We start from the raw sequence: 14,051 nt of genomic DNA, 5'->3' as shown, positions 1-14,051 counted from the left end.
GCTGCCCCTGCCGGATGGGCAGGCATGAAAGCACCGCGCGCCATGGCAAAAGGGTGCAGGGATTGCGGGGATTCAGCATAGGCGCAGCGCCGTGGCGGGTCTGTTCGCTAACGTACAGACGCTGCCAGGGCAACCGCCGCAGACTGAGTGCTGAAAGGCCAGATCGGCAACCCGGCACACCATGGACAATCCTTGGCTACGCGCACGCAGCTACCTTCAACGCCTGTACGCCCACGCGGGGCGCTGGCGTTCACCCCGGCATACCTTCACCTATGAAAGCCTGCTGCGCTCGGAGCTGTACAACGCCGACCAGATGGCCGAGCACGGCCTGCGGCTGGCCCAGCAGCACCACTTGAGCCTGCGGCCGGCCAACGACGCCCTGCTGGACCGCCTGGCCGACAACGAACGCATGCTCTCTGCCAGTTGCACTGCCCTCGCAGGCGCCCTGCCCAGCTCCCGGCCAGCGTTACCGGCCGCGCAGTGGTTGCTCGACAACTTTTACCTGGTCGAAACCCATATCCGCATTGCCAAGCACGACCTGCCGGCCAACTACAGCCTGCAGTTGCCACAACTGGACAACGGCCCTTCGACCGGCCTGCCGCGTGTCTACGACATTGCCCTGGAAACCATTTCCCACGGTGACGGGCGCATCGACGCGGAAAGCTTCAGTCGTTTCGTCGAGGCTTATCAGCAGGCCTGCACCCTGACCCTGGGTGAGCTCTGGGCCATCCCGATCATGCTGCGCCTGGCCCTGATAGAAAACCTGCGCCGTGTGGCGGCCCGGGTCATGGCCAACTGGGCTGACCGCGACCTGGCCAATGTCTGGGCCGACCGGCTTGGCGAAACCGCCGAGCGCGACGCCAAGAGCGTGGTACTGGTGGTCGCCGACATGGCCCGCTCGCAACCGCCGATGACCGCTGCCTTCGTCGCCGAACTGGCCAGGCGGCTACAGGGCCACAGTGCCTCTCTGACCCAGCCGCTGCTGTGGGTGGAACAGATGCTCAGTGAGTCGGCGCGCAGCATCGAAGGCCATGTGCAGCTCGATGCCCAGCAGCAGGCCATCGACCAGGTGTCCATCAGCAACAGCATCGGCAGCCTGCGCCTGCTGTCGACCATCGACTGGAAGCTGTTCGTCGAGCAACTGAGCCATGTCGAACAAGCGCTGAACCGCGACCCTACGGGCATTTACCCCGCCATGGACTTCACCAGCCGTGACCACTACCGGCACAGCGTCGAGCGCCTGGCGCGCCATAGCGCATTCAGCGAGGTCGCGGTGGCGCGCACGGCTATCGAACTGGCCCAGGCAGCAGGCACCGCGCCGGGCGAACCGGCTGAGCATGTGGGTTTCTACCTGGTGGGGGGCGGCCTGCCGTTGCTGGAACAGCGCCTGGCCGTACGGGTGCCGCTGGCCGAGCGCTGGCAACGCCTGCTGCACCGGGCGCCGCTGGCGTTCTACCTTGTGCCTGTAACACTGCTGTCCTGCCTGCTGGCGTGGGGCTTCATGCGCGCCATTGACCAGGAGGGCTGGCCTTTGGCAGTGCTGGCCGCCATGGCCCTGCCGGTTCTGCTGAGCACCAGCCGTCTGGCCATCGGCCTGGTGAACTGGCTGGTGACACTGACCGTCAAACCCTCCTTCCTGCCAAGGCTGGACTACACCACCGGTATTCCCGCAGACGCCCTCACGCTGGTGGTGGTGCCCACCCTGCTGGCCAATGCCGGCGATGTCGAAGAGCTGGTCGAAGGGCTGGAAGTACGCTTTCTGGCCAACCGTGACGAGCACCTGCACTTTGCCCTGCTCAGCGATTTCATGGATGCCCGTGAACAAAGCCGGCCCGAGGATGAGGCGCTGCTCGAGCAGGCCAGTGAAGGTATCCGGGCCCTCAACCGCAAGTACCCAAGCCCGGGCGGCGCGCGCTTTTATCTGTTTCACCGGCCACGCGTATGGAACGCCGCCGAGCGCTGCTGGATGGGCCGCGAGCGCAAGCGCGGCAAGCTCGCCGAGTTGAACGCGGTGCTGCGCGGGCACGGCCACGCGTGCTTCATGCGTATTGTCGGCGGCCTGCAAGCACTCGGCCATGTGCGCTATGTGATCACCCTGGACACCGACACCCAATTGCCTCGCGGTGCCGCACAGCAATTCGTTGGTGCCATGCAGCACCCTCTGAACCGCCCACGGTTCGACGCGCACACGGGGCGGGTCCAGGCAGGCTACGCCATCCTGCAACCGCGGGTAGGCATCAGCCTGCCCAGCGTGTCGCGCTCGCGCTATGCGCGCCTGTTTGGCAGTGACGCCGGTGTCGACCCCTACACACGGGCCGTTTCGGATGTTTATCAGGACCTGTTTCTCAGCGGCTCCTTCATTGGCAAAGGCATCTATGCGGTGGACGCCTTCGAGCAGTCGCTGGAGGGCCGTTTTCCCGACAACCGTGTACTTAGCCACGACCTGATCGAAGGGTGTTACGCGCATTCGGGCCTGCTCAGCGATGTGCAACTGTTCGAAACCTATCCGGCCCGATACAGTGCCGACAGCAAGCGCCGACACCGCTGGATACGCGGCGACTGGCAACTGCTGCCGTGGCTGGTGCCGTGGCTGGTGCCGTGGCTGCACACGGGCAGCCACAGCGTGGCGCAAAGCCCGCTCAGCGCCTTGTCGCGCTGGAAGATTTTCGACAACCTGCGCCGCAGCCTTGAGCCGGCGGCGCTGCTGGCCCTGCTGCTGTGGGGTTGGCTGGCCAGTGCTACGCCGCTCGCCTGGACGCTGGCCCTGCTGGCCTTGTTGCTGACGCGGCCAGTGCTGGATTCGCTGCTCGAAGTGCTGGGCAAGACCACCGATGTACCTCTGTCAGAGCACCTGCTGGCCGCTTTGCGCACCTCGGGTACCTACTTCGTGCGCGCCGGCCTGTCGCTGGCCTGGTTACCCTTCGAGACCTGGTACAGCCTGGATGCCATCCTTCGCACCTTGTGGCGGCTGGCGGTCAGCAAACGAAGCCTGCTGCAATGGAACCCCTCGCGCGAGGACGAACGCAGCAGTGCAGATACCTTGCAGGCAGTGTATCGCGAGCAATGGGGGCAACCGGCCCTGGTGGCGGTGCTGACCGGTGCCTTGGCGATGCAGCCGATGGTACTGCTGATTGCCTCGCCGATCCTTGCGCTGTGGTTGCTCGGCCCGGCGCTGGCCTGGTGGCTCAGCCGCCCGAGTGCCCTGACCGCCCTCATGCCCGGCGCCGAAGACATGGTCTTCCTGCATCGCCTCGCCCGCGCCAACTGGGCCTTCTTCGACCGTTACGTCTGCCCTGCCGACAACTGGCTGCCCCCCGACAACATCCAGGCACCGCCCTTCGCCAGCATCGCTCACCGCACCTCCCCAACCAACATGGGCATGGCCCTGCTCTCGCACCTGGCGGCACATGACTTCGGCTACCTCAGTACGGGCCGCCTGTTCGAGCGCCTGGCCTGCATGCTTGACAGCATGGCCCGCCTGGAACGCTTCAAAGGGCACTTCTACAACTGGTACGACACCCAGACCCTCAAGCCATTGCCACCGCTGTATGTCTCCAGCGTGGACAGCGGCAACCTGGCCGCCCTGCTGCTGACGCTCAGGCCCGGCCTGCTGGAAATGGCCGACACATCCCTGCTCGACCGGCGACTGACCCAGGGGTTGCTCGACACCTTCGACACGCTGCTGGCCGCCTATGCCCGCACAAGCGCGGACACCCAACCGATCACGGCCCTGCGCGAGCAGGTGCGGCTCGCTCATGGACAAGTGGGCGACGTATACGCCACGCTGTTGCCGATGCTGGTCGAACAGTTGCAGCCGCTGATCACGCAACGGGCTGCCTTGGCGCCTGGCACAGAAGCGGCCGACGATTGTACGTTCTGGCTGAATGCCCTGAATGAGCAATGCCTGGACCTGAACCGCGAACTGCAGCAGCTGCAATTGCCCCCCGGTAACGATCAGGCCCCCCACGCTCCGCTGACCTGGCGCCAGCTGGCACAGCTTGACGCAGACCAGTGGCCGCCCCCCGAGCGCCTGGCGGTGGCCAACGTCCGGGCAGTTGCCCGCCAGCGCATCGCCCAGGCACACGCCTTGGCCAACCGCATTGACGCGTTGGCCAGCATGGACTTCACCTTCCTGTACGACAGCCACCGCGACCTGTTCGCCATCGGCTACAACGCCGACGAACACCGCCTGGACACCGCGTTCTATGACCTGCTGGCATCGGAGATGCGCCTGACCAACTTCGTCGTCATCGCCCAGGGCCAGGTGCCCCAGGACAGCTGGTTCGCCCTCGGCAGGCTGCTCACCAGCAATGCCGGCGTGCCTGTGTTGTTGTCCTGGTCCGGCTCGATGTTCGAGTACCTGATGCCGCTGCTGGTGATGCCGAACTATGAGGGCACACTCCTCGACCAAACCTGTCATGCCGCCGTCAAACGGCAGATCGAACACGGCAAACTGTCGGGCCTGCCCTGGGGTGTCTCGGAATCGGCCTACAACGCGCTGGACGCGCAGTTCAACTACCAGTACCGGGCATTCGGCGTACCAGGGCTTGGCCTCAAGCGTGGCCTGGGAGAAGAGCGCGTGGTGGCGCCCTATGCCAGCGCACTGGCCTTGATGGTGACGCCCGCTGCCGCCTGCCATAACCTGCAGCGGCTGGCCACACTTGGTTTGGCTGGCCGGTTCGGGCTCTACGAGGCCGTGGACTACAGCGAGGCACGCCTGCCCCCCGGGCAAGACGCCGTCGTGATCCGCTCCTTCATGGCCCACCATCAGGGCATGGGTTTTTTGGCCCTGACCGCGTTGCTGCTGAACAAGCCCATGCAACGGCGCTTCGCCTCCGACCCGCGGTTCCAGGCCAGTATGCTGCTGTTGCAGGAGCGCGTGCCGAAAACCGCTGCGCCGTACCTGCATACCCTCCAGGCCCCGGCCGAGGACGCCGCCGAACGCGACCCCGAGGCACGGCTGCGGGTGTTCAAAGAGCCAAACCGGGCCCAACCGGCTGTGCAACTGCTGTCCAACGGCCGTTATCACGTCATGGTCAACCACGTGGGCAGTGGCTACAGCCAGCGCAACACACTGGCGGTGACCCGCTGGCGCGAAGACGCCAGCCGCGACGACCTGGGCAGCTTCTGCTACCTGCGCGATGTCGCCAGCGGCGCCTACTGGTCCACCTCCTACCAGCCAACACGGCACCGCACCAAACTCCAGGAAGCGATCTTCAGCGACGGCCGCGCGGAGTTTCGCGTGCGCGAACACGACTTCGACTGCCATACCGAAATTGCCGTGTCGCCCGAAGACGACATCGAACTGCGACGCCTGCACCTGACCAACCATGGCGACCAGCCCCGCACCCTGGAGCTGACCAGCTACGCCGAAGTGGTATTGGCACCGGCCTTGAGCGATGCCCTGCACCCGGCGTTCAGCAAGCTGTTCATCCAGACCGAACTGATCCGCCCGCTGCAAGCCATTCTGTGCACGCGGCGGCCGCGCTCGCAGCTGGACGCCGTGCCGTGGATGTGCCACGTGCTGGCGGTGCACGGGGCCGACATCGAGGCGTTGTCCTACGAAACCGATCGGGCCCGCTTCATCGGCCGCGGGCGCACCCTGGCGCGGCCGGCGGCCATGGATCAAGACAGCGAGGCGCTGTCCGATAGCGCGGGGGCGGTGCTGGACCCGATCGTGGCCATCCGCTGCCGCATTACCCTGATGCCCGGCCATGCGACCACGGTCGACCTGGTCACAGGCATCGCCGACAGCCGCGACACCTGCCTGCAGCAAGTGGCCAAGTACCGCGACCGGCACTTGGCCGACCGGGTGTTCGACCTCGCCTGGCCGCACAGCCAGGTTTTGTTGCACCAGCTCAACGGCTCGCTGGCCGACGCCAGGCTGTTCGAACAGATGGCCGCCTCGGTGCTGTACCCCAACGCCAGCCTGCGGCCCAACGCAGCGCTGCTGGCCAGCAACCGGCGCAACCAGTCCGGCCTGTGGGGCCAGGGGGTATCGGGCGACTTGCCGATCGTGCTGGTGCAGATCGGCGACCCGGCCAACATTCATCTGGTCAAGCAAATGGTGCTGGCCCATGCCTACTGGCGCCAGAAAGGGCTCGCACTCGACCTGCTGATCTGGAACGAAGACCAGGCCGGTTACCGCCAGCAACTGCAGGACCTGATCATGGGGATCGTCACCTCCGGCAGTGAAGCGGCCCTGCTCGACCGCCCCGGCGGCATTTATGTAAGGCCTGCGCAGCAACTGTCTGCCGAGGACCGGCTGCTGACCTTGTCCGTCGCCCGGCTGGTGCTTGACGACACGCTCGGCACGCTGGAAGAGCAACTGCAGCTGCGCCGTCAGCCAAAGGTCCCGGCGGCTGTTCAAGCCAACCCTGCCAGCCGCCGACCGGCACCTGCCAACCCCTCACCGACCGAACAAACCACGGTGATGCTGGGCAATCGCTATGGCGGGTTCAGCGCCGACGGCCGCGAGTACGTCATTGCGCTGCTACCCGGCTCACCGCCACCCGCGCCATGGGTCAACATCCTGGCCAACCCGCAGTTCGGCAGCGTGCTCTCCGAGGCCGGCAGCGCTTACACCTGGTACGAAAACGCCCACGAGTACCGCTTGACGCCCTGGCACAACGACCCCGTTACCGACGCCAGTGGCGAAACCTTCTACCTGCGCGACGAGGATACCGGCGAGTATTGGTCACCGACGCCGCAGCCCTGCCCAGGCCCTGGCCGTTACTGCACCCGCCACGGCTTTGGCTACAGCGTGTTCGAATATGTCGAACAAGACCTGCGCAGCGAGCTCTGGGTGCATGTGGCGCAGGATGCGCCGGTCAAGTTCAGCCGGCTCAACGTGCACAACACGTCAGCACGGGTACGCCGCTTGTCGGTGACCTGCTTCGTCGAGTGGGTGCTGGGCGACCTGCCTGGCAAAACCGCCATGCACGTGGTCAGTGAGACCGACCCTTTCAGCGGCGCGCTGTTCGCCCGCAACAGCTACTCGGTGGAATTCTCCACGCACGTGGCGTTTCTCGATTGCGACCTGCCGATACAGGGCCTGACCTGTGATCGCGGCGAATTCCTGGGGCGCAACGGCGATTGCCAGGCGCCTTTGGGCATGCGCCAGTCACGGCTGTCGGGGCGGACCGGCGGCGGTCTGGACCCCTGCGCGGCATTGCAAGTGGCGCTGCAGCTGGAGCCTGGCGAAAGCCGGGAGGTGGTGTTCCGCCTGGGCGCCGCCCGGGACACCCGCGCCGCCACCCGCTGCGTCCAGCAATACCGGGGGTTGCAGGCCGCCATGGACGAGTTCGACAAGGTCAGCGCCCACTGGCGACGCACACTGGACACCGTGCAGATCGAGACCCCGGAACCTGCACTGGATGTGCTGGCCAACGGCTGGTTGATGTACCAGGTGATCGCCTGCCGGTTCTGGGCGCGCAGTGGCTTCTACCAGTCCGGCGGTGCCATCGGTTTTCGCGACCAGCTGCAGGACAGCATGGCCATGGTCCATGCCGCGCCGGCGGCGGCGCGCCAGCACCTGCTGGCCTGCGCTGCGCGTCAGTATGTCGAAGGCGACGTGCAGCACTGGTGGCACCCACCGTTGCAGCGCGGGGTGCGTACCCGCTGCTCCGATGACCTGCTGTGGCTGCCGCTTGCCGCCAGCCGCTACGTAGAGGCCACCGGGGACTATGCTGTGCTTGACGAGCCGGTCGGTTATCTGGAAGGTCGCGCACTAAACGCCGGGGAAGAATCCTACTATGACCTGCCTGGCCACTCGGCCCTGGTCGAGGGCCTGTACCAGCATTGTCAGCGTGCCCTCGGCCACGCCTTGCAGTGCGGGGCACACGGCCTGCCGTTGATGGGCAGTGGCGACTGGAACGACGGCATGAACAGGGTCGGCGAACAAGGGCAAGGCGAAAGCGTGTGGCTTGGCTTCTTTGGCCACGAGGTGCTGCGGGCATTCGGCTGCGTCGCCTTGCGCCAGGGCGACAGCGCCTTTGCGCTGCGCTGCACCACCCAGGCCGCCGCACTCGCCGAAAAACTGGAAGCGCACGCCTGGGACGGCGGCTGGTATCGCCGCGCCTGGTTCGACGATGGCCAGGTACTGGGCTCGGCGAGCAACCAGGAATGCCGCATCGACTCGCTGTCGCAGAGCTGGGCAGTGCTGTCGGGTGTTGCTTCGCCCGAACGAGCCCGCCTGGCCATGGCGGCGCTGGACAGCCACCTGGTACGCCGTGACATCGGCATCGTCAAACTGCTCGACCCACCCTTCGACCAGGGCCACCTGGACCCTGGCTACATCAAGGGCTACCTGCCAGGGGTGCGTGAAAACGGCGGGCAGTACACCCATGCGGCCATCTGGGCGAGCATGGCCTACGCGCAGCTGGGCGACGCTGACAAGGCCTGGGAACTGCTGCGCCTGATCAACCCGGTGCGCCAGGGCAGCGACGCGTTGATCGATACCTACAAGGTCGAGCCCTATGTGATGGCCGCCGACGTCTATGCGGTTGCGCCCCACGCCGGGCGGGGTGGCTGGAGCTGGTACACCGGCTCTGCCGGCTGGATGTACCGCTTGATCGTCGAAAGCCTGCTGGGCCTGCAACGCAGTGGCGACACCCTGCGCCTGCAACCGCTGCTGCCGGCAGGCTGGCCGGGTTATGTCCTGCATTACCGGTTTGGTAGCACCCACTACCGCATCGAGGTACGCAACGGCAACGGTAGCGAACTGAGCCTGAGCCTGGACGGCGAGCGGCTTGCCGAACCCAAGCTGCGGCTGAAGGATGACGGATGCGAGCACCACGTCATTGCCGAGTGCCGGGGCTGCTCCTTGCCTGCCATCTGAACCGTTGGGCGCGTCACGGCCGCACTTGCGCAAGCCTTGGCCCAGCTAGGCTAATCTTGTTGCCACAGCCGCTGCCATCGATGGTCCCACGCATGCAACACACGGTAAAACCCCAACACAACCACTTGCTGGCTGCCCTGTCGCCAGAGGCGTTCAGCCGTTTGGCGCCGGACCTGGAGCACGTCAACCTGCCCCTGGGCAAGGCACTGTACGAGTCCGGCGATAGCCTGCGCCATGTCCACTTCCCGGTCGATGCCATCGTTTCGCTGCTGTACGTGATGGAAAACGGCGCCTCAGCCGAAATTTCCGTGGTTGGTAATGAAGGGGTGGTTGGCATCGCCGTGTTCATGGGCGGCGAAAGCACGCCCAGCCGGGCCATCGTGCAAAGCGCCGGGCATGCCTACCGTCTGCCCGTGCAAAAGATCAAGGACGAGTTCAACCGCCATGGCGAATTGATGACCTTGATGCTGCGTTACACCCAGGCACTGATCACCCAGATGGCACAAACAGCGGTGTGTAATCGACATCACTCCATCGACCAGCAATTGTGCCGCTGGCTATTGTTGTCGCTCGACCGCCTGCCAGGTGACCGCCTGTGCATGACCCAGGAACTGATCGCCAACATGCTGGGCGTGCGCCGCGAAGGTGTGACCGATGCCGCCGGCAAGTTGCAGCGCCTGGGGGTGATCGAGTACAACCGCGGGCAGATCAGGGTACTGGACCGGGCACGCCTGGAACTGCTGAGCTGCGAATGCTACGCGGTGGTGAAGAAAGAAACCGAGCGACTGCTGCCCTACCTGCCGGGCACCCAAGGTTGAAGCCTTGGGGGGGGCCTTGGGGGGTCAGTCAAACCGATGAGAACCAATGGCTAACTATCGACCTGCCAGGCCACTCAGCTCGTGTCATCTCTCAAATGACCCTGCGGAACGGGTTGGCAACTGCTTCGGGAGCCCGCATGATGATCCGACAGGCTTCACGCATGTAGCGCATGCGGATCATCCAATACCCACGGCATCAATATTGGTAGCGTAGCGTGACTGCGACATTGCGCGGATCACCATAGTACAGGCCACCGAAGTTGTTTGAAGTTGGCAAGGACTGGTAATAGACCTTGCCCAAGGCGTTGTTGAGGTTGTACTGCACGCTGAACTGTTGATTGATTTGATAATGGGCGTGCACGTTGAGCAATGCGTAGCCACCTTGTTTGATGGCATACCCGTTGACATCGGCGGCGGTGCGGCTCTGGGCATACACGTCGCCACCCACGCGCCACTGGTCGAGGGCACCGGGCAAGCGGTAGTCCGTCGACACCTTTAGCAGGCGGCGCGGGATCTTGCGATAGTAGTCCGAGCCCTTGTTACTGCCAGCCACATATTCTGGATCGCTGTAGGTGTATCCAGCGCTAAGGTTCCAGTTCTCCAGTGGTTCGCCTGAAATCTCCAGTTCAAAGCCGCGGTTACGCACTTTCGCGCCGGCTTCATAACATTTGCTGGTACCCGTCACGCCACAGGTTGGCGACACCGACAGGGCTTCGGGCATGTTCTCTAGGTTGGTCTGGAAAATGGCCAGCGTGGTGTTCAGGCGGCCATCGAAATACTCACCCTTGATGCCGGTTTCGTAGTTGTCGCCCTCGATAGGGTCAAGCAAGGTGTTACCGACACCGTAGTAACTCTGAGTCTTGTAGATCTCGGTGTAGCTGGCATACCAGCTGTGGTGCTTATCCAGGTCCAGTACCAGCCCGGCATACGGCACCAACCGGCCATTCTCCCGGTATCGATCATTGGTGTACGGGCTGGCCACCTCGTAGTCCGACCAACTCACCCGCGTGCCGAGGATCAGGCTCAGGTCATCCGTGAGGCTGAAGCGCGAGGCACCGTACAGGCCTCGCTCCTTGCGCTTGTAGTTGTAGTCCGAGCCGAGCGCATTGAGGATGGGGCTGGGCAGAGCGCTGTAGTCGAAGTCGGTGATGGTGATCGTGGGGTTGTTGACCGCGCTCTTGATGACGGCAGTGAACTCGTCCTGGCGACTGTTGGCCCCCAACATCAATTGGTGCTTGCGCCCGAACAGCTCAAAGGGCCCGGTTGCATAGAGGTCCAGCGCGAACTGGGTGTCGTCGTAGTCAGCCTGGGAGACGGTCATGCGATAGTTGTCGCCCGATACCCGGCTCGGATAGGCCGAAAGGAAATCGGCGTTCGACCAGATCGCGTTCATGGCCAAGGTCAACGTCCATTCGTTGTCAAACTTGTGCGTGACATCGCCGAACAGGGTGTAGTTGTTGCGATCCAGGTGCGCCCACTTGCCGTTGAGGTTGGTGGAGCGCGAGAGCGGGTAGAAGGAGCCGTCACTGCGGGTATTCAGGCCGCCCCAGTCATAGCCGTTCTGGTTGTCCTTCTGAAGGGTGGCACCTAGCGTCAGCACGGTGGAGTCGTTCAGATCCGCCTCGCCGACCAGATACAGCAACTGGTTGTCCCGCTCGGCGCCGTCCCGGTAGCTGTTGGCGTTGTTGTAGTAGGCCACTGCGCGGCCGCGAATATTACCCGTGGCGGTCAATGGCCCGGAAACATCCACCTGACTCCGGTAGTTGTCCCAGGAGCCTGCACCCAATTCCGCGCCCAGGCGAAAGTCCTGGGTCGGCCGCTTGCGCACGAGGTTGATCGCCGCCGACGGGTTGCCCGTGCCCTGCATCAGGCCGTTGGCCCCGCGTACAACTTCGACACGGTCGTAGAGAGCCATGTTCGACGTGGACATGACGTCCATCGAGTAGTTTTCCGAGATGTTGGTCGGAATCCCGTCGTATTGCAGATCGCTGATCTCGAAGCCACGCGCGTAATAGGTGGAGCGGTCAGTGCCAATCTTGGTCAGGGTGATACCGGTTGCCGTGCGCGCGATATCGTCCAGGTTCTGGATGTTCTGGTCGTCCATCTTCTTGCGGGTGATCACCGTCACCGATTGCGGGGTTTCCCGCAGGCTCAGGGCCATCTTGGTCGCCGTATTGGTCGATCCTGTGGTGTAGGAGCCGCTATCCTCGGTAATCGAGCCGGGTGTATTGCCGGCAATGGTGGTCGCTGCAAGGTTGACTGCGCCTGTGACCGGTACGGCCTGCTGGAGTTGATAGCCATCTTCGGTTGGGCTCGCTACCAGTCCAGACCCGGACAGTACCTGTGCAAAACCGCCATCGATGGTGAAGCTCCCGTGCACACCGGGGCTGGTCAATCCTTGCACCTGACGGGACTCAAAAGAGATGGGCGTTGCGCTGGCCTGGGCGAACCGACCCAGGGCTTCGCCCAACGGCCCGGCAGCGATGTCATAGCGCTGCAGGGATTGCTCGGCCAATGCGCTGGCAGGCACTGCCAGTGGTGCCGTACAAAGTGCCAGGCGCACGGCCAGGTAGAGGCCGTGCGCGGTAGAACGGGTAAGCGCTCGAATCGGCGACTTCATGTTTTCGATACTCCTATGGTGTTGGCCATGGGAGGACGGACGAAATTCGAAAACACGAAATGATTATTGAAACTATTTCCGCCCCACCTCGGGCTTCAGGGTTACCCGGGTTATCCAAGGGGTGTACTGGCTGACCTGGATCGGCAAGGTGCGTTGCAGCAGCCGCAATGCCTGGCGCGGATCATCCAGCGGCAGCATCACCGTCACCTGTAGCCCTGCGAGGGCAGCATGATCGGCCCACAGCAGGCCTGGGTAGTGGCGCGACAAGCGCGTCAGCACATCGCTCAGTGGCTCATCTTCGGCCAGCAACTGGTGCTTGTGCCAAGCCTGTTCAAGGGCATCTGCCCGTACCTGTTCGACGTTGCCTGGGCCTTGTGCGCCAAGACGTACGCGCTGGTTGGCCGTCAGCTTCAGTGAGTGGCCGGCACTGCTGATGGCGGTGGTCGACTCGATCATGGTCACTTGCGTCGAGTCGCCTTGCCGCGCCACCGTGAAGCGCGTGCCAAGCGCCCGCACACTGCCATGTGCAGTCACTACCAGGAATGGGCGAGGCTCCTTGGCCACATCGACCAACACTTCGCCACGCAGCAGCTCGACCCGACGTTCACCTGCATCAAAATGCACGTTCACGGCCGAGTCCCCGTCCAGATGGATTTCGCTGTCATCGTCTAGTCGGCGATCAAGCCAAGCGCCCCCTGAGGTGCTCAGGTCTGCCAGCAGATATCCCTGTTGCCAGCAAGTCGTGGTGATCCAGGCCATGGGAAGCAGGGCCAGCGCCAAGGCCAGGGCCTGCATCTTGCTGGCCTGGGGCGCGCGTGGTGCGTGGCGGAGGGCTTTTCCGGCAGCCTGGCGGGGTAGTTGCTGCAACGAACTCAGACGCCCTTGCAAGCGCGCGACCGCTGCCGCATGTTCAGGGGCCGCGCTGATCCATGCCTGGAATTGCGCCTGTAACTGAACGTCGGCCTCGTCGTCGAGTAGCACCAGCCAGCGCGCAGCCTCGCGCAGGACCGAATCGGCAGTCTGGTCAGGCATCGCTCACCTCCATGGCAGCGTCGCAAGCCAGCATGGCCTCGACTAAATCGGCCTGTACAGTCCTCACCGAAATGTCGTGATGGCGTGCGATGTCATCCTGGGACAAGCCTTCAAGGTGACGGAGGATAAAGGTTTCACGAACTCTGTGCTTCATGCGTGACAGCGCTCGGTCGATACGTTCCAGCAGCTCTATGGCCTGCAGGATTTGCTCGGGCGAGAACGCCTGCTCCATATGCTCGACACTGGCCTCAAGCGCCTCCCTGTATGCCTGCTCCAGGCGCAAGCGGCGGCCGTTGTCGATCAGGATACGGCGCGCAATGGTCGCAAGAAATGCACGAGGCTCACGAGGGGAAGCATACTGCCCGGCGGTGAGTACACGGTAGAACGTGTCCTGGGCGAAGTCCGAAGCCTGATGCGGACATTGCAGGCGCCGCCGCAGCCACGCCACCAACCAGGGGTGGTGCCCCGCATACAGCTCGCCAATGGGATCGGAAGAAGGTGATCGAGGTCGGTCCATGACAATTGGCTGCAAATGAGAATTAATCTAAGTTATCACTTATGCAGGAGCCTCGCCATATCCTTGTCAACCGCTGGCGGATGACGATTGTCGACCTCATCTGGTCAAATACCGGCCTCATCGCCTGAAAGCCGGCTCCGACAAGAATTGCACCAAAACCTCCAGGGCTACGCAACACTGACGGAAGCTGAACTTGTCGCCAGTGACTCGCGAAACGGCCCCTCC

General features: G+C 63.9%; 5 protein-coding genes. 2 read left to right on the top strand and 3 right to left on the bottom strand.

Annotated elements, in window-relative coordinates; genetic code table 11:
* Positions 1-181 precede the first annotated feature (181 nt).
* A complete protein-coding gene (locus tag OZ911_RS11050; RefSeq protein WP_070086349.1) occupies positions 182-8,839 on the top strand; it encodes a glycoside hydrolase family 94 protein in 8,658 nt (2,885 codons plus the stop codon).
* Positions 8,840-8,931: 92 nt separating this feature from the next.
* A complete protein-coding gene (locus tag OZ911_RS11045; protein WP_016486139.1) occupies positions 8,932-9,657 on the top strand; it encodes a Crp/Fnr family transcriptional regulator in 726 nt (241 codons plus the stop codon).
* Between the two features lie 196 nt (positions 9,658-9,853).
* On the opposite strand, the gene OZ911_RS11040 is transcribed toward OZ911_RS11045, so the two are convergent.
* The 3 genes from OZ911_RS11040 to OZ911_RS11030 form a co-directional block, all read right to left on the bottom strand.
* Positions 9,854-12,277 carry a TonB-dependent siderophore receptor gene (locus OZ911_RS11040; protein ID WP_016486138.1) on the bottom strand — a complete coding sequence of 808 codons (2,424 nt, stop codon included), beginning with the start codon at positions 12,275-12,277 and terminating at the stop codon, positions 9,854-9,856.
* A gap of 72 nt (positions 12,278-12,349) precedes the next feature.
* Entirely contained in the window at positions 12,350-13,309 is a 960-nt protein-coding gene (locus OZ911_RS11035; RefSeq protein WP_023049341.1) for a FecR family protein, read from the bottom strand.
* Positions 13,302-13,826, bottom strand: coding sequence for a sigma-70 family RNA polymerase sigma factor (locus tag OZ911_RS11030; RefSeq protein WP_016486136.1), 525 nt, complete (start codon positions 13,824-13,826; stop codon positions 13,302-13,304). The genes OZ911_RS11035 and OZ911_RS11030 overlap by 8 nt, the downstream gene beginning before the upstream one ends.
* Between the last annotated feature and the right edge of the window lie 225 nt (positions 13,827-14,051).

It is taken from the genome of Pseudomonas fortuita, from assembly GCF_026898135.2.
GTDB classification, from domain to species: domain Bacteria; phylum Pseudomonadota; class Gammaproteobacteria; order Pseudomonadales; family Pseudomonadaceae; genus Aquipseudomonas; species Aquipseudomonas fortuita.
The sequence above is the reverse complement of the archived record's forward strand: the minus strand, read 5'-3'. Positions and strand labels throughout refer to the sequence as shown.

Bases quoted from the DNA above. Each gene is read 5' to 3' on its own strand.
- OZ911_RS11035 (WP_023049341.1), bottom strand. From the start codon at position 13,309: ATGCCTGACCAGACTGCCGATTCGGTCCTGCGCGAGGCTGCGCGCTGG.
- OZ911_RS11040 (WP_016486138.1), bottom strand. From the start codon at position 12,277: ATGAAGTCGCCGATTCGAGCGCTTACCCGTTCTACCGCGCACGGCCTC.
- OZ911_RS11045 (WP_016486139.1), top strand. From the start codon at position 8,932: ATGCAACACACGGTAAAACCCCAACACAACCACTTGCTGGCTGCCCTG.
- OZ911_RS11050 (WP_070086349.1), top strand. From the start codon at position 182: ATGGACAATCCTTGGCTACGCGCACGCAGCTACCTTCAACGCCTGTAC.
- OZ911_RS11030 (WP_016486136.1), bottom strand. From the start codon at position 13,826: ATGGACCGACCTCGATCACCTTCTTCCGATCCCATTGGCGAGCTGTAT.